Origin of the sequence: Streptomyces sp. NPDC101219 (assembly GCF_044767675.1) — a bacterium.
In the GTDB taxonomy this organism is placed as follows: Bacteria; Actinomycetota; Actinomycetes; order Streptomycetales; family Streptomycetaceae; genus Streptomyces.
The window spans coordinates 1-18,445 of the sequence record NZ_JBIWOK010000011.1 but is presented as its reverse complement, the minus strand read 5'-3'; the positions used below and the strand labels follow the sequence as shown (position 1 = coordinate 18,445).

The 18,445-nt window shown below is 69.6% G+C and carries 14 protein-coding genes and 1 pseudogene; 6 read left to right on the top strand and 9 right to left on the bottom strand.

Annotated features, from left to right (window positions below; translation table 11 throughout):
- The first annotated feature begins 835 nt into the window (after positions 1-835).
- Together ACIRPP_RS21925 and ACIRPP_RS21920 are read left to right on the top strand one after the other, a co-directional pair.
- On the top strand, positions 836-2,017 hold the full coding sequence (locus ACIRPP_RS21925) for a pyridoxal phosphate-dependent aminotransferase (RefSeq protein ID WP_403645370.1): 1,182 nt from the start codon (positions 836-838) through the stop codon (positions 2,015-2,017).
- 635 nt (positions 2,018-2,652) lie between these two features.
- Positions 2,653-2,916, top strand: coding sequence for a hypothetical protein (locus ACIRPP_RS21920; protein WP_403645367.1), 264 nt, complete (start codon positions 2,653-2,655; stop codon positions 2,914-2,916).
- Positions 2,917-3,165: 249 nt separating this feature from the next.
- Here the strand turns inward: ACIRPP_RS21920 and ACIRPP_RS21915 are convergent, their stop codons facing one another.
- The 3 genes from ACIRPP_RS21915 to ACIRPP_RS21905 form a co-directional block, all read right to left on the bottom strand.
- Positions 3,166-3,690: a YbjN domain-containing protein gene (locus ACIRPP_RS21915; protein ID WP_403645364.1), complete on the bottom strand. Its 525-nt coding sequence runs from the start codon at positions 3,688-3,690 to the stop codon at positions 3,166-3,168.
- Positions 3,691-3,946: 256 nt separating this feature from the next.
- On the bottom strand, positions 3,947-6,544 hold the full coding sequence (gene clpB / locus ACIRPP_RS21910) for an ATP-dependent chaperone ClpB (protein ID WP_403645361.1): 2,598 nt from the start codon (positions 6,542-6,544) through the stop codon (positions 3,947-3,949).
- Positions 6,545-7,090: 546 nt separating this feature from the next.
- On the bottom strand, positions 7,091-7,387 hold the full coding sequence (locus ACIRPP_RS21905; RefSeq protein WP_192229836.1) for a (2Fe-2S)-binding protein: 297 nt from the start codon (positions 7,385-7,387) through the stop codon (positions 7,091-7,093).
- Positions 7,388-7,727: 340 nt separating this feature from the next.
- Here ACIRPP_RS21905 and ACIRPP_RS21900 point away from each other — a divergent pair, with 340 nt between their 5' ends.
- Together ACIRPP_RS21900 and ACIRPP_RS21895 are read left to right on the top strand one after the other, a co-directional pair.
- Positions 7,728-8,738: a helix-turn-helix transcriptional regulator gene (locus tag ACIRPP_RS21900; protein ID WP_403645358.1), complete on the top strand. Its 1,011-nt coding sequence runs from the start codon at positions 7,728-7,730 to the stop codon at positions 8,736-8,738.
- A 22-nt stretch (positions 8,739-8,760) separates the two neighbouring features.
- Positions 8,761-9,753, top strand: coding sequence for a LuxR C-terminal-related transcriptional regulator (locus ACIRPP_RS21895; RefSeq protein WP_403645356.1), 993 nt, complete (start codon positions 8,761-8,763; stop codon positions 9,751-9,753).
- On the opposite strand, the gene ACIRPP_RS21890 is transcribed toward ACIRPP_RS21895, so the two are convergent.
- Complete coding sequence (locus tag ACIRPP_RS21890) at positions 9,716-10,753, bottom strand: LuxR C-terminal-related transcriptional regulator (RefSeq protein ID WP_403645353.1); 1,038 nt, start codon at positions 10,751-10,753, stop codon at positions 9,716-9,718. The genes ACIRPP_RS21895 and ACIRPP_RS21890 overlap by 38 nt on opposite strands.
- A 270-nt stretch (positions 10,754-11,023) precedes the next feature.
- Here ACIRPP_RS21890 and ACIRPP_RS21885 point away from each other — a divergent pair, with 270 nt between their 5' ends.
- On the top strand, positions 11,024-11,203 hold the full coding sequence (locus ACIRPP_RS21885) for a hypothetical protein (RefSeq protein WP_403645350.1): 180 nt from the start codon (positions 11,024-11,026) through the stop codon (positions 11,201-11,203).
- Between the two features lie 54 nt (positions 11,204-11,257).
- Here ACIRPP_RS21885 and ACIRPP_RS21880 read toward each other — a convergent pair whose 3' ends face one another.
- The 5 genes from ACIRPP_RS21880 to dnaK all read right to left on the bottom strand — a co-directional run bounded on the left by ACIRPP_RS21880 (position 11,258) and on the right by dnaK (position 16,888).
- Positions 11,258-12,379, bottom strand: coding sequence for a sugar ABC transporter substrate-binding protein (locus tag ACIRPP_RS21880; protein WP_403645347.1), 1,122 nt, complete (start codon positions 12,377-12,379; stop codon positions 11,258-11,260).
- Between the two features lie 305 nt (positions 12,380-12,684).
- The gene (locus ACIRPP_RS21875; protein WP_164345840.1) at positions 12,685-13,137 is read right to left on the bottom strand and encodes a heat shock protein transcriptional repressor HspR; all 453 of its coding nucleotides are present in this window, start codon (positions 13,135-13,137) and stop codon (positions 12,685-12,687) included.
- Between the two features lie 5 nt (positions 13,138-13,142).
- Complete coding sequence (dnaJ, locus tag ACIRPP_RS21870; protein ID WP_403645343.1) at positions 13,143-14,324, bottom strand: molecular chaperone DnaJ; 1,182 nt, start codon at positions 14,322-14,324, stop codon at positions 13,143-13,145.
- Between the two features lie 36 nt (positions 14,325-14,360).
- On the bottom strand, positions 14,361-15,038 hold the full coding sequence (gene grpE, locus ACIRPP_RS21865) for a nucleotide exchange factor GrpE (protein WP_192229832.1): 678 nt from the start codon (positions 15,036-15,038) through the stop codon (positions 14,361-14,363).
- Complete coding sequence (dnaK, locus tag ACIRPP_RS21860) at positions 15,035-16,888, bottom strand: molecular chaperone DnaK (protein WP_164334036.1); 1,854 nt, start codon at positions 16,886-16,888, stop codon at positions 15,035-15,037. Before dnaK ends, grpE begins: the two co-directional genes overlap by 4 nt.
- A 475-nt stretch (positions 16,889-17,363) precedes the next feature.
- Between dnaK and ACIRPP_RS21855 the strand changes: the two are divergent.
- Positions 17,364-18,445, top strand: a pseudogene (locus ACIRPP_RS21855) (Fe-S oxidoreductase); the annotation flags it as partial.

The window sequence follows — 18,445 nt, the reverse complement described above, 5'->3', positions numbered from 1 at the left end:
GCTGGAAGTCCGAGGGCTGCGTTGGTGGTTGAGAGGGAATCATGAACCGTGGCGCCGATACAGCGTTTTTACCCAAGTTCAGGCGGTTTCCATCCCGTAGAGGGCTATACAGCTCAACTGTTCAATCATGTTGCGCGCGTTGTTGCTCCCCGTGCGCCCCCACGGCTCGAACACGCGCTCTCCGGGACCGTCCGGCGGGACCCGGAGCGACGGGGCCGGCCGTGCGGTCGTCCACGGCCGGCGCCGCCACAGCGGCGAGGTCACAGCGGCGGGGTCCGCCCCCCGCGCGGACCCCGCCGTGGCCGATGCGTCCCCCCGCGGCGGAACCGAGCCTCACACCACCCCGGTGCTCAGCTCCCTCCGCCGCCGCATCCGCCCCCGCCCCCGCAGGACGACCCGCCTCCGCAGGACGAGCCGCTTCCTCCGCAGGACGACCCGGCGGAGCCTGCCCCGCCGTCTCCCGTCGCCCACCAGCTCTCCCGCCGCCGCCTGGACGCGGGCCCGGCCCGCCTGGCTCCGCCGGATGTCAGGGTGCCGAACAGCACGACCGCTCCGATGATCGCGAACATGACAACGACCCAGTAGAGGGCTTCCATGAGGCCCCTCCTCCCGTTCCCCCGTGATCCCCCGAAGCGCCCCCCGTGGGTGCCTCGCTCACGCGTGTGAGCGGGAGATGCCCGATGCCGTCACGGCCCAAAGCAGAGTTGAGGAAGTTCTGAGGGTGGAACAGGGAGAGATTTCCGGAGCGCATGCGTCCGGCATCAGCCCCTGTCACCGCACCACGCCCACGGCCGCCCCGCTTGAGGAAGTTCCGGGCTTCGGCGCAGGATGGCCCATGACCTCCAGCGCGCGCCCCCTCCTCAACCGCCGCCTCGCCGAGTTCGGGACGACGATCTTCGCCGAGATGTCCGCCCTGGCGCTGAGCACCGGGTCGATCAACCTCGGCCAGGGCTTCCCGGACACCGACGGTCCCGAAGAGGTCAGGGAGGCCGCCGTGCGCGCGCTGCGGGACGGCCGCGGCAACCAGTACCCGCCGGGCCCCGGCATCCCCGAACTGCGCACCGCCGTCGCCGCCCACCAGCAGCGCCGCTACGGCCTCACCCCGGACCCCGACACCGAGGTCCTGGTCACCGCCGGCGCCACCGAGGCCATCGCCGCCGCCCTGCTCGCCCTGGTGGAACCCGGCGACGAGGTGATCGCCCTGGAGCCGTACTACGACTCCTACGCGGCGTGCATCGCCATGGCGGGCGGCCGCCGCGTCCCGGTCACCCTGCGCCCCCGGGACGGCCGCTTCCGGCTCGACCTCGACGAACTGCGCGACGCCGTCACCGACCGCACCCGCATGCTGCTGATCAACACCCCGCACAACCCCACCGGCACGGTCCTCACCCGCGCGGAGCTGGCGTCGATCGCCGAGCTGGCCGTGGAACGGGACCTCCTCGTCGTGACCGACGAGGTCTACGAGCACCTGGTCTTCGACGACGCCGAGCACATCCCGCTGGCCACCTTCCCCGGCATGCGGGACCGCACGGTCACCATCTCCAGTGCCGGCAAGACCTTCTCCTTCACCGGCTGGAAGGTCGGCTGGGTCACCGGATCCCCCGAACTGGTCACGGCCGTCCGCTCGGCCAAGCAGTACCTGACCTACGTCTCCGCCGGCCCGTTCCAGTACGCGGTCGCGGAGGCGCTCGCGCTGCCGGAGTCGTACTTCACGGGGCTGCGGGACGACCTGCGCGGCAAGCGGGACCTCCTCGCCGCCGGCCTGGAGGAGGCAGGCCTCTCGGTCTTCCGCCCGTCCGGCACCTACTTCATCACCGCCGACATCCGCCCCCTGGGCGAGACCGACGGCATCGCCTTCTGCCGGGCCCTGCCGGAACGCGCGGGCGTGGTCGCCGTCCCGACCGCGGTCTTCTACGACCACCGGGAGACGGGGGCGCCGTTCGTACGGTTCGCGTTCTGCAAGAGGGACGTCGTCCTTCAGCAGGCGGCCGGCCGCCTACGCCGCTTGGCGCCCTGAACGCACGACCGAGTCGTCCCGGACATACCCGCCCGTCTTCGATCTCATGTGATCATTCTGGCCGAATGCGAGATCGACGGAGTCCCGGTCAGCCGGTAGCTGTTGCGTGGAGGGGTGACACCACGTCATTCCTTCGTGAACTGGGGTGATGACTGCCGGTGATGTCACCCGCTCATGAATCCCACTTCCGACGGTTGGCGATTCATCCCTGATTGCCCCGCTTTGAAGCTGGCGTGAATGTTCGAGCTACGCGCGTGCATTCCTGGTGACCAGGTGTGCTGTTGTTATCTTCCTTCACGGGGTCTTATTTGAGTCCTTACGGGGAGGATGTCATCGCTTTGACCAGGCGAGATACACCTGATGCACGTAGTAGTGGCAGTGGTATTCCAGCGGGCGGAGGTTTCCGGCCAGAAGTGCCCGGCGATCTCAGCAGCGCGGCGCGACTCACGAGCCCATATGCCCTCCGAGGCAATGCCCGCAGCATCCACGTCGCCCGTTGCCACCACCCAGGGCGGCGTGGAGGCCCAGCACCTCGCTCACATGGGCTATCAAGGCGGTCCCGCATATGTAATTGACGAGGCCATCACCTACCTCGTCAACCACTTCCAGTAGTACGTGACGGTTCAGGAGATCTCATGTCGGAGCGACAAGAAACCATCGAGCGCAACCTCTGGGCCGCGCCCGCGCTGTTCGTCTTCGCTGCCTGGATAATATTCAAGACAGATGGCGGATCGTCCGTATCTACGGCCGGGTGGATTGTGTATGCCGCAGGATGGATACCGGCTCTGGTGATGCTTGTGCGATCCGTCACGCAAGGCAGGAATCCGGGAATCGGTGCTGCTGTCGCATACGGGATTCTGATCCTTATGGGCATTCTTTTCTGGGGAAATCATGCGTGACGCATGGGGGTGAGCGGGCTGTGGACGGGGTTTCGATATCTTCGAAGCCCGGGCCGTGACCGGATTCTTGGGGATGATGGGAGCGGGAGCGCGGCAGCCGTCCGCGTAGCGGGCCGGGCATGACAGAGCCCGGCCCCTCGACCGGCCAGTACGGCCGGCCGTCGGGCCGGGCTCTCCCCGCGCGCGGCGGGAGACGTGTCCCAGGGCGCCGCGGCGCCGGGTGCCGGCGGCCGTCCGCCGGCGGACGATTCACTCGTCGTCGGGCTTGTCCGCCTCGTTGATGTCCTGCTCCAGGCCGAGCTGCTCCACGAGCCACTTGTCGAACTCGATGGCGGCCCGCACCCAGCTCACCGTGGACGACACGAAGTGCTCCAGGCTGACGCCCATGCCGATGAGCATCTGCGCCTCACCGATCAGACGGACGGTGCCGTCGTCGTGGGTGTGCGTGTAGACCTTCGGCCACAGGGTGCGGCGGTTCCAGTCGTCGACGGACTCGAGCAGCTGGGGCTTCTCGTCGATCTGGTGCGGGCGGTCGTAGAACGTCCGCACGGAGAAGATCTGCTGCTCCTCCTCACCGCGGAACATGAAGTAGGTACGGAACTGCTCCCACGGCGCCGCGAGGTCACCCTCGTCGTCGACGACGTACTTCAGCTCCATCTGGTCGAGGAGCTGCTTCACGAGGTCCTGATCCGGGACGACGGGGCCCGCCGGTCCTTGGGGCTGCGGCTCGGGCTGGCCCCCGAAACTTGGAATCGAGGACGGGTCGATGCTCACCGTGATTTTCCCTTCGTACGGATCCCGCCATCCTCTCCCATACGGGGAGGGGCGTGGCAAGCCCCGACGGGGCCTGTCAGCCCTCGGCTGACTCGATCCGGTCAATGATCCGGTCAGTGGTCCTGCCGGGGCCCGGGTACCCCTTGAGGGGAGCGCCCACCGTACACGGGGACACCGGGCCGGAAACGGGTCTGGCCGGGCCCGCGGCGGGGTGTCGCCGCAGGGCCCGGCCCGGTGTACCGGGCGGCCCGGGTGCCTACAGGGTCTTGCCGGTGGCCGGGCCCACGATGAGCTCGTCGCCGAAGCGGTCGACGCGCACCGTGTCGCCGTCCCGGATCTCGCCGGAGAGGATCTCCTTCGCGAGCCGGTCCCCGATCGCGGTCTGGACGAGCCGGCGCAGCGGCCGGGCACCGTAGGCCGGATCGTTGCCCTCGTCGGCGAGCCAGGCCAGTGCCTCGTCGGTGACGTCCAGGGTGAGCCGGCGCTCGGCGAGCCGCCGGGCCAGCCGGTCGATCTGGAGGGCGGCGATCCGCTCCAGCTCGGGCTTGGTCAGCGCCGAGAAGACCACCAGGTCGTCGAGGCGGTTGAGGAACTCCGGCTTGAAGGAGGCCCTCACCACCTCCAGCACCTGCTCCTTCTTCTCCGTCTCTGTGGTCAGCGGGTCCACCAGGAACTGGCTGCCCAGGTTGGAGGTCAGCACCAGGATGGTGTTGCGGAAGTCGACGGTGCGGCCCTGGCCGTCGGTGAGGCGGCCGTCGTCCAGCACCTGGAGCAGGATGTCGAAGACCTCCGGGTGGGCCTTCTCCACCTCGTCCAGCAGCACCACGCTGTACGGGCGGCGCCGCACGGCCTCGGTGAGCTGACCGCCCTCCTCGTAGCCGACGTAGCCGGGCGGGGCGCCGACCAGCCGGGCCACGCTGTGCTTCTCGCTGTACTCGGACATGTCGACGCGGACCATCGCCCGCTCGTCGTCGAAGAGGAAGTCGGCGAGGGCCTTGGCCAGTTCGGTCTTGCCGACACCGGTCGGGCCGAGGAAGAGGAAGGAGCCGGTGGGGCGGTCGGGGTCGGCGACGCCTGCCCGGGAGCGCCGGACCGCGTCCGACACCGCCCGCACGGCCTCGGTCTGGCCGATGAGGCGCTTGCCGAGCTCGTCCTCCATGCGCAGCAGCTTCTGCGTCTCGCCCTCCAGCAGGCGGCCGGCGGGGATGCCGGTCCAGGAGGCGACGACGTCGGCGATGTCGTCGGAGCCGACCTCCTCCTTGACCATGGTGTCCCGGGCGACCTCCTCCTCGGCCTCCGAGGCGGCCTCCAGGTCCCGTTCCAGGGACGGGATCTCGCCGTAGAGCAGCTTGGAGGCGGTGTCGAAGTCGCCGTCGCGCTGGGCCCGTTCGGCCTGGCCGCGCAGCTCGTCCAGCTTCTCCTTCAGCTCACCGACCCGGTTGAGGGACTGCTTCTCCTTCTCCCAGCGGGCGGTCAGGCCCCGCAGCTCCTCCTCCTTGTCGGCGAGGTCGCGGCGCAGTTTCTCCAGGCGTTCCCGGGAGGCCGGGTCGGTCTCCTTGCCGATGGCCAGCTCCTCCATCTTCAACCGGTCGACGGAGCGCTGGAGTTCGTCGATCTCGACGGGCGAGGAGTCGATCTCCATGCGCAGCCGGGACGCGGCCTCGTCGACGAGGTCGATGGCCTTGTCGGGCAGGAAGCGGGAGGTGATGTAGCGGTCGGAGAGGGTCGCGGCGGCGACCAGGGCGCTGTCGGCGATCTGCACCTTGTGGTGCGCCTCGTAGCGTCCCTTGAGCCCGCGCAGGATCGCGATGGAGTCCTCCACGGACGGTTCGGCGACCAGCACCTGCTGGAAGCGCCGCTCCAGCGCGGGGTCCTTCTCGATCCGCTCGCGGTACTCGTCCAGCGTGGTGGCGCCGACCATGCGCAGTTCGCCGCGGGCCAGCATCGGCTTGAGCATGTTGCCCGCGTCCATCGCGGAGTCGCCGCCGGCGCCCGCGCCGACGACGGTGTGCAGCTCGTCGATGAAGGTGACGACCTGCCCGTCGGACTCCTTGATCTCCGCCAGGACGGTCTTCAGCCGCTCCTCGAACTCGCCCCGGTACTTGGCACCGGCGACCATGGCCCCGAGGTCGAGCGCCACCAGCCGCTTGTCCTTCAGCGACTCGGGGACGTCGCCCTTGACGATCCGCTGGGCGAGCCCTTCGACGACGGCGGTCTTGCCGACGCCGGGCTCACCGATGAGGACGGGGTTGTTCTTGGTGCGCCGGGACAGCACCTGCACGACGCGCCGGATCTCCTGGTCGCGTCCGATGACCGGATCCAGCCTGCCCTCCCGGGCGGCGTCGGTGAGGTCGGTGCCGAACTTCTCCAGCGCCTTGTACTGGCCCTCGGGGTCGGCGGTGGTCACCCGGCGGGATCCCCGCGTCTTCTGGAAGGCGTCCTGCAGCTTCTTCGCCGTGGCGCCTTGCTGGGACAGCACCTCACCGGCGGCCCCGCCCTTGGCGGCGATGCCGATCAGCAGGTGCTCGGTGGACAGGTACTCGTCGCCGAGGTCGCGGGCGCGGGCCTGGGCGTCGGCGATGACGGCGAGCAGCTCGCGGTTGGGCTGGGGCGGGGCGACCGTGGACCCGGTGACGCTCGGCAGGCCGGCGAGGACGCGCTCGGCCCCGGAGCGCACGGCCGCCTGGTCGGCGTCGACCGCGGCGAGCAGGTCCGTGATGTTCTCGTTGTCCTGCCCCTGGAGCAGCGAGAGCAGCAGGTGGGCAGGGGTGAGGTCGGGGTGTCCCTCGGTCACGGCGCGGTTGCCGGCGGCGTTGATCGCGTCCCGGCTCCGGTTGGTCAGCTCGGCGTCCACGTGTCCGTTCTCCTCCTTGCGGTGACCCTTCAGCGGCCTTCGTGGCTGACTCGGTCAACGTACATAAACTTGAGTCTATTCCACTCAAGGCCAGAACGAGGGGTACAACGGGCGAGTTCCCGGCGCGCACGGCACCATGACCGCCCCCATCGGGGCAGTCGCCTCTTCTGACGGCGCCGGGGGCCGGGCGACTCGTTAACGGGGCCGGGGGCCGGGAGGCTCGCTTACGGCGCCGGGGGCCGCGTAACTCGCCCCTTCTTACGGCGCCGGGGGCAGCGTGACTCGACGCACCCGGGGCCGCGCAACCACTCACCGGGCACCAGGCAAACACGAAGACCCGGCGCGCGCAGGGCGGCCGGGTCGCACGGGGTGTCGGGCACGGCGGACGGCGGCCGCACGGACGGCCGATCGGTTCCGGCCATCGGGCGGGCCGCCCCATAGCCGCACATGTCCGCCCGAACTGCAGCGGCGTCACCGTGTTCAGGTCACGGTGACGCCGCTGCGGGGGGAAGCACCTGAGCGATCTTTTACGACGGGGGAATCGCGTCAGGCACTGCGGGGGGTGGCCGAGATGGTCCGGGTCGCGGGGGAGTCGGACTCCACCCGCTGATGGTCCCGCTGGTCCAGGTTCACAAAGATCATTCCGTACCGGATGGCGCACCGCACGGGCTGGGGGGCGCCCCGGGGGCGGCGCAGACACCGGTACGCCCGTACGTCACCGTCCTCGTCCCGCGTGACCACCACCGGTTCGCCGAACACCGTCACCATCAACGAGTCACCGCTGTGGGGGATGGCGGTGACCAGGTCGATGAAGTGCCAGCCGGACCGGTAGGCGGTGGCCATCTCCCTGCGGAAGGAGCGGTCGTCGGGTGGAGTGGTCACGTCAGCTCCCGGCTCCGTCGGCCCCAGGGCTCGGCCATTGGGTGTTGCCGGCCACCGTGGAATCCACGGCTACCGCCGGCCACTGCGTGTTCGCCCGAATATCGTCCTTCTCATCGGAGAGGCCACTCAGCGTTCCGAGAGCCACAACGGCGGAGAAGGTGGCGACAAGCACCGAGCGAAGCATTCTGTTACGCATAGTCGGCTTCGTCCTCACTTGATGGTCCCCTCTATCCCCCGTCACATAAGACGATGGCTCATTCGGGCACGTCATGGCCACACAATCGGTGCATCATGTTCCTGCATGTTCAGGACCCTGGGGGGTGGAGATTTGGGTACGAATGGGGCGAAGGGCACACATCCCCACTCGATCACGGAGCTCTGTGAGGAGGGCAGCCGCCTCTATACCACGGCACTGCGTGCCGGGCGCATAGCACGTGTGGACACGGAGCCGGCTCCCTGCCTGGTGGAGCTCGCCCTGCTGCACCCCGACCCTGACGATCCCACCTGGTTGCGGCCCATTCCACCCGCCGTGGCGCTGGCCCAGCGCCTCCACCCCATCGAGCGGGAGATCACCGAACGCCGGCGCCGATCGGTGCAACTCGCCGACGCCTTCGAACCGTTCATGGCACTCGGTATGCAGACCGCGTCGACGAGCGACTCCATCACCGTGCTGGAGGGCGGGGAGCGGATCAACGCGGCACTCAATCTGGCCACCACCCAGTGCCGCAGCGAACTGCTGACGGTCCAGCCCAGCGACCGCGTCTCCGAGAGCAGCCTGCTGCGCAGCCTGGAACGCGACAAGCCGCTGATCGAACGCGGCGTGAAGGTCCGCAGCCTCTACCAGCACACCGCCCGCTACAACCCGGAGAAGCTGTCCTACGTCGCGCGGCTGTCCGAGGGCAAGGTGGAGTACCGCACCATCGACGAGCTGGTGGAGCGGCTCATCATCTGCGACGAGGCGGTCGCCTTCATCCCGGCCCGCGACGACCAGCAGGTCGCCCTGGAGCTGCGTCACCCCGGCATCGTCCGCTACCTGATCAAGGTCTTCGAGTACCTCTGGGACCGCGCGGTCCCGATGAGCACCGGCGCCCCCTACGAGGCCGCCTCCGACGGCATCTCCGAGATCCAGCACTCGATCGCGAAGCTGCTGGTGGAGGGTCATGTCGACGAGGCCATCGCCCGCCGGCTCGGGATGAACGTCCGCACCTGCCGGGCCCACATAGCCAAACTGGCCACGGCCCTCGGCAGCGGCAGCCGAGCCCAACTCGGCTATCTCATCGCGCAGTCGGGGATCCTGAAGCAGGAACACTGAGACCGGGACGGACCAGCCGCACATGACCGCACCCCAGCACGACCACCCGGCCGAGGAGCTCTGCGACGAGGCGGTGGAGCTGTACGCCGACGCACTGCGCTCGGGCCACGTGCCCGCCGCCCGGGCCCGCACGGCGCCCTGCCTGCTCGACCTCTCCCTGCTGCATCCGGCTGTCGGCGACCCCGGCCGGCTCGAACCGGTCGCCCCGGCCGCCGCCCTGCACCGGATGCTGCGCGTCTCCGGTGAGCGGATCGCCCGCGAACGACGCCGCGAGGAACAGCTCGCCGAGACCTTCCGCCCGCTCATCGGCCTCGCGCTGGGCGGCACGGCCGCCACGGCGTCCGAGAGCCTGCGCGTGATCAGCGGGCGGCCGGGCATCAACCAGGCCATCGGGGAGGCCATGGAGAACACCTCCGAGGAACTCCTCGCCGTCCAGCCCCGTACCGGACGCACCAGCAAGCGGGGCGAGGCCGCCGACGCGATCGCCCTGCCCCGGGACCAGGCGCTGCTGGACCGCGGGGCCCGCATCCGCACCCTCTACCAGCACACCCTGCGCCACTTCCCGTCCATCACCGCCCGCTACGAGAGCCTGCGGGGCGACGTCGAGGCCCGCACGCTGGACGAGGTCACCGAACGGCTCATCGTCCTCGACCGCACCGTGGCCTTCATCCCCGCCAACTCCGACCAGACCCTGGCCCTGGAGATCCGCCACCCGGCGATCGTGGAGTACTTGGGCACCGTCTTCGAGCGCCTGTGGCGGCTGGCCAGCCCGATGCACCCGCGGGCGGGCGCGGTCGAGCAGCCCGCACGCAACGGCGTCACCCCCCGCCAGCGCGCCATCGCCGAACTCCTCACCGAGGGCCACACCGACGCCGTCATCGCCGAACGCCTCGGCATGAACATCCGTACCGCCCGCGTCCACATCGCCAAGCTGGCCGCCACCCTGGGCAGCAGCAGCCGGGCGCAGCTCGGCTATCTCATCGCACGCTCGGGGATCCTCGACCCGGAACCGTGAGCGGGGCCGCCGGTCGGGGCCGGGGGCCGTCCAGGCCGGCCTGGGCGATGCGGACACCCAACTGCGTGCGGCTGGCCGCGCCCAGGGTCTCGGAGAGCCGGGCGATGTGCGCGCGGCAGGTGCGCACGCTGATGCCGAGGCGCTCGGCGATGACCGCGTCCTGGTGGCCCTCCGCCAGCAGCGCCGCGATGGACTGCTCGCGGTGCGAGATGCCCTCGATGCCGGTGTCGGGCAGCGGGGCCGTCAACGGGATGGCCAGCCGCCACAGGCGCTCGAAGACCGTGCCCAGGTACTCCACCAGCGCCGGGTGCCGCAGCTCCAGCGCCATCGTGCGCTCGGAGTTGGCGGGGATGAAGGCGACCGTGCGGTCGAAGAGGATCAGCCGCTCGATCACCTCGTCGAGCGTGCGTGCCTCGACCGCGTCGCCCATCAGCTCCAGGTAGGAGAGCAACCCGTGGCCGTGCCGCGCCACATGCGTGTACAGGTCCCGCATGCGCACGCCGCGGCCCCGCAGCGCCATCGCCCGGTGCATGCCCTCCGACAGCTCCGCCTCCCGCCGGATGCCGCCGGGCTGCACGGTCAGCACCTCGGCGGTGCACGCCTGCGTCGCCTCGTCCATCGCGGCCTGGATGCGGGCCAGTCCGTCCAGCACCCGGATCGCCGGGCCCTCCGCCGACACCGCCGGCGGCACGTGGCGGCCCAGACCGGCGTACCACTCGAACGCCTCCACGGCCGCCCCGACCCGGCGCTGGCTCTCACTGACCTCGTCGTACATGCCGCGCAGCAGCCGGGTCATGACCTCCTGCGGGGAGGTCGGCACCAGCCAGTCCATGTCGTCCGGATCGGGGTGCAGCAGGGCCAGTTCCAGCAGGCACGGCACGGGCTCCGCGTCCCGGCGCGGCACCCGTCCGCGGCGCACGGCGCGGGAGTAGACGCGGTCCCCGGCCTCGCACAGCCGGTCAGCACCGTGCGGATGCCCGTCCGTCCCGTGCCCGGCCATCGCCCGTCCCACCCCCGGTTGCGCCGCATTCCGAAGCGCAACTATGCGCGGACGGAACGTGATCCGCAACACGACTCCCGCACGCGCCGGTCACGAGAAGTCCCCATCCGTCCCGGTATTCCCCCTCTCAGGTATGACGTGCCGCAACAAGATGAGGGTGGTGACGGCGCACGGCCGGTGCCAAGGTCGGTGCACCGGGGGAAACCGCCCCGGGACCGCCGCGCCGGCGGTCCCGGGAGCGACGCGTGACGGGGGAAGGTGCGCACCACTGTGACCAGGTGGGAAAGCGAACAGCCGGGCACCCGGGCGGCGTCGGCCGCTCCGCCGCCCGAGGTGCACGGCACGGAACGCGTCGTGTCCGCTCCCGGTCCGGGTCTGTTCACGGACCGGGAGCGGGAGTGGCTCAGGCTGCTGGGCGAGGAGTGTCCGCCCGATTCCCCCGCTCCTTGAACGCGCGGCTCCGGCCGTCCCCCCGGCCGGGGCCGCGCCTTCCCGCGCGGGGGTCTACTTCAGACCGATCGCGCTGCACGCCGCCTTGTACTTGGCGGTGCAGATGTCCGACTTGGTGTAGATGCCGTCGGCGATGACGGTGTCCTCGATGTTGTCCTGCGTCAGCGCCACCACGGGCACGAGCTGGGCCGGGATGTTCTTGTCCGTGGGGCTGTCCACCCGCTCCCGGGTCAGCGCGTCGAACTGGATGGACCGGCCCTGGACCTTCGCCACCGCCATCTCGGCGGCGCTCTCCGCCTCTTCGGGGTAGGACTTGTACACGCTCATGTACTGCTCGCCGCTGATGATGCGCTGCACGGCCGCGAGTTCGGCGTCCTGGCCGGTGATCGGGGGCATGTCGGTCACCCCGGCGGTCTGCAGGGCCTTGATGATGCCGCCGGCCATGCCGTCGTTGGCGGAGTAGACCGCGGCGATGTCGTCCTTGCCGATGGCGTTGATCGCCTCGGTCATGTTGGCCTCGGCGTTCTCCGGCTTCCAGTCCTTGGTGTCGTAGGACTTGGCGATGGTCACCTTGCCCTTGAGCTCGGACAGCGCGCCCGCCTTGAACTGCTTGGCGTTGGGGTCCGTCGACGAGCCGTTCATCATCACGATCTTGTCGGTGAGGTCGCCCTTCTCACCGAGCGACTCCAGCAGCGAGCGTCCCTGCACCTCGCCGACCAGCTCGTTGTCGAAGGAGATGTACGCGTCGATCGGGCCCTCGGCCAGCCGGTCGTAGGCGATGACCGGGATGCCCGCGTCCTTGGCCCGCTTCACCCCGTCGGCGATCGCCTTCGAGTCGACCGCGTCGAGCACGATGACGTCGACCTTGTCGTCGATCATCCGCTGCATCTGCCCGGCCTGCTTGTCCGCGCTCGCGTCCGCGTTGGCGTAGTCGACCTTGCCCTTGCCGTTGGTGAGCGAGTCCACCTTCTTCTTGAAGATGGGGTAGTCGAACTGCTCGTAGCGGGTGTTGGACTTCTCCGGGAGCAGCAGGCCGACCCTGATGTCGTTGCCCTTGGCCGGACTCGCGTCGTCGCTGCTTCCCGTCGCGTCGAGCATGCCGCAGCCGGCGAGCACGACGGACAACGAGGTGACAGCCACGACGGATATGGCATTGCGACGCATGCGACAGCTCACTTCGGGGTGCGTTCGGGACGTGGGCACAACTTTGCGACCCTTGTGACTGAAAGCCAACGCTTCAGCCACCACTGGAGTCAAGTGGAACCACTTAACGAGATGGACACATCACGGTCCGCTGAACTCGTGAGGGCCTCGCGAAGGGGGCATGGAGGTTCTCCGGACGTCCCTGCATGCGTCCCGCACAGCCGTGAGCGGAATGCGCGTGGGCGGTCGAGGAAGCGCCACAGCACCCTTCACACGCGCGGGAGCCCGGAGGCAGGTGAACCTCCGGGCTCCACGCGTGTCTTCACCGGCCGCCGGTGTCAGTCGGCCTGCTGCTGCCGCTTCGGCCGCCACACCACCAGCGCGCTGGTCTGCTGGACCTCCTGGTAGGGCACCAGGTCACGCCGGTAGGAGGCGTGCACGGCGGCCTCGCGCTGACGCATCGCCGCGGCGGCCCCGTCCACGGCGTCCTCCAGCTCGGCCACCCGGGCCTGGAGGGCGGCGACCTGGTTCTCCAGTTCGATGATGCGCTTGATACCGGCCAGGTTGATGCCCTCGGTCTGCGACAACTGCTGCACCTGACGGAGCAGTTCGATGTCGCGGGCCGAGTAGCGCCGGCCCCGGCCGGCCGTGCGGTCCGGGGACACCAGCCCCAGACGGTCGTACTGACGCAGGGTCTGCGGGTGCAGACCGGAGAGCTGGGCCGCCACCGAGATGACGTAGACCGGAGTGTCCTGGGTCAGTTCATACGGGTTGCGTCGACGGCCGTCCATCTGTATCAAGCTCCCTTCGCGGCCTGGAACAGATCCGCCCGCGGATCCTCGTCCGCGGTCGCCTCGCGATACGCCTCCAGCGCGTCGCGAGCCTTCCCCGACAGGTCCCCCGGAACACTCACCTCGACGGTGACCAGCAGATCACCGCGGGTGCCGTCCTTGCGGACCGCGCCCTTGCCCCGCGCCCGCATGGTGCGGCCGTTGGGCGTGCCCGGCGGCAGCTTCAGCGTGACCGGAGGGCCTCCCAGGGTCGGGACCCGGATCTCGCCGCCGAGCGCCGCCTCCGGATAGGTGACCGGCACGGTGACGGTGAGGTTGTCGCCCTTGCGCCCGAACACCGGGTGGGTGCCGACGTGCACGACGACGTACAGGTCACCCGCGGGACCACCGCGCTCGCCCGGGGCGCCCTTGCCGCGCAGCCGGATGCGCTGCCCGTCGCTGACGCCCGCGGGAATGCGCACCTGCATGGTCCGCGAGGACTTGGCCCGGCCGCTGCCCTTGCAGACGTCGCAGGCGTGCTCCGCGATCAGCCCGCGGCCCTTGCAGTCGGGGCACGGGTCGGTCAGGGAGAAGCCGCCCCCGCTGCCCCGCGCGACCTGCCCGGTACCGACGCAGGTCGGGCACACGCGCGGTGTGCCGTTCTTGTCGCCGGTGCCGGAACAGGCCTTGCAGGGCTGCTGCGAGGACATGCGCAGCGGGACCGTCGCGCCCTCGATCGCCTCGGTGAAGCTGAGGGTGACCTCGGACTCGATGTCCTGCCCGCGCCGCGGCTGGGTGCGCGTGGTGCCCGCGCCGCCCCGGTTGAACAGGCCCCCGAAGACGTCACCGAGGCCGCCGCCGAAGCCGCCGGCCCCGGCCTGGCCGCCGCCCTGGGCGCCCCCGAAGAGGTCGCCCAGGTCGAAGTTGAAGGAGCCGCCGCCCGCCCCGGGGCCGGGACGGAACCCGCCGCTGCCGAACAGCGCGCGGGCCTCGTCGTACTCCTTGCGCTTCTTGGGGTCGCCGAGGATGTCGTTCGCCTCGGAGATCTCCTTGAAGCGCTCCTCCGCCTTGGCGTTGCCCTTGTTGGCGTCCGGGTGGAACTCGCGGGCGAGCTTCCGGTACGCCTTCTTGATCTCGGCCTCGGTGGCGTCCTTGGGGACGCCGAGGACCTTGTAGTAGTCCTTCTCGATGAAGTCCTTCGTGCTCATCCCCGACGTCCCTCCTTCCGCGTGTCCTTCGCGACGTCAGCCCTCCTCCGGGCCACCGGTCTCCTTGTCGTCCTCCGCCTCGGCCTGCTGCTCCTCGGCCTGCTTGGCCGGCTGCGCGCCCGGCTGGGGCTCGGCGACGGCCACCCGCGCGGGGCGGATGGTGCGCTCGCCGATGCGATACCCGGGCTGCAGGATCGCCACGCACGTCGTCTCGGTGACGTCCGGGGCGTAGGAGTGCATCAGGGCCTCGTGGATCGTCGGGTCGAAGGGCTCGCCCTCCTTGCCGAACTGCTGCAGGCCCATCTTCGCGAGCGTGCCCTCCAGCGATTCGGCGACGGACTTGAACCCGCCGACCAGTTCGCCGTGGTCCCGCGCGCGGCCGATGTCGTCGACCACGGGCAGCAGTTCGCCGAGGATGTTGGCGACCGCCGCCTCCTTCACGGCGACCCGGTCCCGCTCCACGCGGCGACGGTAGTTCTGGTACTCGGCCTGGAGGCGCTGGAGGTCCGCGGTGCGCTCGTTGAGCGCGGTGCGCACCTGGTCCAGCTGGGCCACCAGGCCCGCGTTCTGACCCGCGTCCCCGACCTCGGCCGCCCCCTCCTCGGTGGAGGAGGGAGTGGCGGCGGCCGTCGGCTCGGTGTCGTCGGAAGAGGCGGGAACGTCGGGCTGCTGCGGCTGCTGCTGCTCGTCGAAGCCCGGAGTCTCTTCCGTCACGCCGCACCGTCCTTGCGTTCGTCGTCCACGATCTCGGCATCGACCACATCGTCGTCCGCCTTGGCGTCACCGGCATCCGGACCGGCTCCGGCGGAGGCACCGGCGGCCTGCGCGCCCTGGGCGTCGGCGTACATGGCCTGGCCCAGCTTCTGGGAGACGGCCGCGACCTTCTCGGTGGCGGTACGGATCTCGGCGGTGTCGTCGCCCTTGAGCTTCTCCTTCAGCTCGGCGACGGCGGACTCGACCTCGGTCTTGATCTCGCCGGGCACCTTGTCCGCGTTGTCGGCCAGGAACTTCTCCGTCTGGTAGACGAGCTGCTCGCCCTGGTTGCGGGACTCGGCGGCCTCGCGGCGGGCGTGGTCCTCCTCCGCGTACTTCTCGGCCTCCTGGCGCATCCGGTCGACCTCGTCCTTCGGCAGCGAGGAGCCGCCGGTGACGGTCATCTTCTGCTCCTTGCCGGTGCCGAGGTCCTTCGCCGTGACGTGCATGATGCCGTTGGCGTCGATGTCGAAGGAGACCTCGATCTGCGGGACGCCACGGGGCGCCGGCGGCAGACCGGTCAGCTCGAACATGCCCAGCTTCTTGTTGTACGCGGCGATCTCGCGCTCGCCCTGGTAGACCTGGATCTGCACGGACGGCTGGTTGTCCTCGGCCGTCGTGAAGATCTCGGAGCGCTTGGTCGGGATCGTGGTGTTGCGCTCGATCAGCTTGGTCATGATGCCGCCCTTGGTCTCGATACCGAGGGACAGCGGGGTGACGTCGAGCAGCAGGACGTCCTTGACCTCGCCCTTGAGCACACCGGCCTGGAGCGCGGCACCGATCGAGACGACCTCGTCCGGGTTCACACCCTTGTTGGCCTCCTTGCCGCCGGTCATCTCCTTGACGAGCTCGGCGACGGCGGGCATACGGGTGGAGCCACCGACGAGAACGACGTGGTCGATCTCGCTGAGCTGGATGCCGGCGTCCTTGACGACGTTGTTGAACGGCGTCTTGCAGCGCTCCAGCAGGTCCGCGGTCAGCTGCTGGAACTGCGCGCGGGTGAGCTTCTCGTCGAGGTGCAGGGGACCCTCGGCGGACGCGGTGATGTACGGCAGGTTGATCGTGGTCTCGGTCGACGAGGACAGCTCGATCTTGGCCTTCTCGGCGGCCTCACGCAGGCGCTGCAGCGCCATCTTGTCCTTGGACAGGTCCACGCCGTGGCCGGACTGGAACTGCTTCACCAGGTAGTCGACGACGCGCTGGTCCCAGTCGTCACCACCGAGGTGGTTGTCGCCGTTCGTCGCCTTGACCTCGACGACGCCGTCACCGATCTCCAGCAGGGAGACGTCGAACGTACCGCCACCGAGGTCGAAGACCAGGATGACCTGCTCGTCCTTGTCCAGGCCGTAGGCCAGGGCGGCGGCCGTCGGCTCGTTGACGATCCGCAGCACGTTGAGACCGGCGATCTCACCGGCCTCCTTGGTGGCCTGGCGCTCGGCGTCGTTGAAGTACGCCGGGACGGTGATGACCGCGTCGGTCACCTTCTCGCCCAGGTACGCCTCGGCGTCCCGCTTCAGCTTCTGCAGCACGAAGGCGCTCATCTGCTGCGGGTTGAAGTCCTTGCCGTCCAGGTTGATCTTCCAGTCGGTGCCCATGTGGCGCTTGACCGACCGGATGGTCCTGTCGACGTTGGTGACCGCCTGGCGCTTGGCCACCTCGCCGACCAGCACCTCACCGTTCTTGGCGAAGGCGACGACGGACGGCGTGGTCCTGGCGCCCTCGGCGTTGGTGATGACGGTGGGCTCGCCGCCCTCCAGAACGCTGACGACGGAGTTAGTCGTGCCCAGGTCGATGCCGACCGCACGTGCCATTTCGATTCCTCCAGCTGACTTGAGTGGATCAGACTCAAGCATGCCTGACTCGCCGCGCAGAATCAACAGAGCTGAGTCGGCTGGGCTCAACTCTTATCCGTTCCTTACGCGCAACCGCCGCACACGCGCGAGCGGGCGCCGCCGAGGGAGCCGGACAAGGGCCAGGGCAGAGCCGGGAACAGAGCCGGGAAGCCGCGGGGCCGCACGTCGCATGCGCGGCCTCCGGGGATAGGTTAGAGGGCGATGCCCCCTTTTGCGGCGATCTGGTCACCGCCCCGCGCGGGCGCCCTCCGGGTGCCCTCTCAGGCAACCCTCAGCGACTCAGATCACCCCGCGCCCGGCTACAGTGCGGCTGAAGATAGGGGTAGTCTCAAACGGACTGCATAAGTTACCGCTTAGTAATCTCGGGGAAGCCCGTCATGGAGCACCCCGAGGACGACCCTCACCAAACCCCTCGCAGGCCCGAGGAGCCCCCATGCAACTCGCCGCGATCATCGTGTCGCTGGTACTGACCGTGGTCGGCGTTGCGCTCATCGCACGCGCGATCGGCCAGTTCGTCCGGTACTTCAGGCTGGGCCAGCCGGTCCCGGCCGGCACCCGGACCGACAATCCCTACCAGCGCAGTGTGACCCTGGTGAAGGAGTTCCTCGGCCACACCCGCATGAACAGGTGGGGCATCGTCGGTGTCGCCCACTGGTTCGTCGCGATCGGCTTCCTGACGCTGCCGCCGACCCTCGCCCAGGCGTACGGCCAGCTCTTCGAGGCCGACTGGGTGCTCCCGGTCCTCGGCGGCTTCCTGCCGTTCGAGATGTACATCGAGTTCATCGGTGTCATGACGGTGATCGGCATCGCCGTGCTCATGGTGATCCGGCTGCTGAACCTGCCCTCCCGGGCCGGCCGAAAGTCCCGCTTCACCGGCTCCACCGCCTGGCAGGCGTACTTCGTCGAGTACGTCATCCTCACCATCGGCCTGGCGATCTACGTCCTGCGCGGCCTCGAGGGCGCCCTGCACCACGTGGAGAGCTACGAGGCCGCCTACTTCGCCTCGTACCCGCTGGTCCTGGCCTTCAAGGGCCTGTCCGTCGGCGTGCTGCAGAACCTGGTCTACTTCGTCGCCATGATCAAGATCAGCACCTCGCTGATCTGGATGATCACCGTCTCGCTCAACATCGACATGGGCGTGGCCTGGCACCGCTTCCTGGCGTTCCCCAACATCTGGTTCAAGCGCGAGGCCGACGGCGGCACCGCCCTGGGCGCCCTGCAGCCGATGACCTCCGGCGGCAAGCCGATCGACTTCACCGACCCCGGTGACGACGACGTCTTCGGCGTCTCCCAGGTCGAGCAGTTCTCCTGGAAGGGCCTGCTGGACTTCTCCACCTGCACCGAGTGCGGCCGCTGCCAGTCGCAGTGCCCCGCCTGGAACACCGGCAAGCCCCTCTCCCCCAAGCTCCTGATCATGTCGCTGCGCGACCACGCGCACGCCAAGGCGCCCTACCTGCTGGCCGGCGGCGGCAAGACCATGGAGGGCGAGGAGAAGGCGTCCGAGGAGCAGCTCGC

Excerpts from the sequence above, each read along its gene's own strand:
- dnaK (WP_164334036.1), bottom strand. The coding sequence starts at position 16,888 with ATGGCACGTGCGGTCGGCATCGACCTGGGCACGACTAACTCCGTCGTC.
- dnaJ (WP_403645343.1), bottom strand. The coding sequence starts at position 14,324 with ATGAGCACGAAGGACTTCATCGAGAAGGACTACTACAAGGTCCTCGGC.
- ACIRPP_RS21875 (WP_164345840.1), bottom strand. The coding sequence starts at position 13,137 with ATGGACGGCCGTCGACGCAACCCGTATGAACTGACCCAGGACACTCCG.
- ACIRPP_RS21895 (WP_403645356.1), top strand. The coding sequence starts at position 8,761 with ATGACCGCACCCCAGCACGACCACCCGGCCGAGGAGCTCTGCGACGAG.
- ACIRPP_RS21890 (WP_403645353.1), bottom strand. The coding sequence starts at position 10,753 with ATGGCCGGGCACGGGACGGACGGGCATCCGCACGGTGCTGACCGGCTG.
- ACIRPP_RS21900 (WP_403645358.1), top strand. The coding sequence starts at position 7,728 with ATGTTCAGGACCCTGGGGGGTGGAGATTTGGGTACGAATGGGGCGAAG.
- ACIRPP_RS21905 (WP_192229836.1), bottom strand. The coding sequence starts at position 7,387 with ATGGCCACCGCCTACCGGTCCGGCTGGCACTTCATCGACCTGGTCACC.
- ACIRPP_RS21920 (WP_403645367.1), top strand. The coding sequence starts at position 2,653 with ATGTCGGAGCGACAAGAAACCATCGAGCGCAACCTCTGGGCCGCGCCC.
- ACIRPP_RS21925 (WP_403645370.1), top strand. The coding sequence starts at position 836 with ATGACCTCCAGCGCGCGCCCCCTCCTCAACCGCCGCCTCGCCGAGTTC.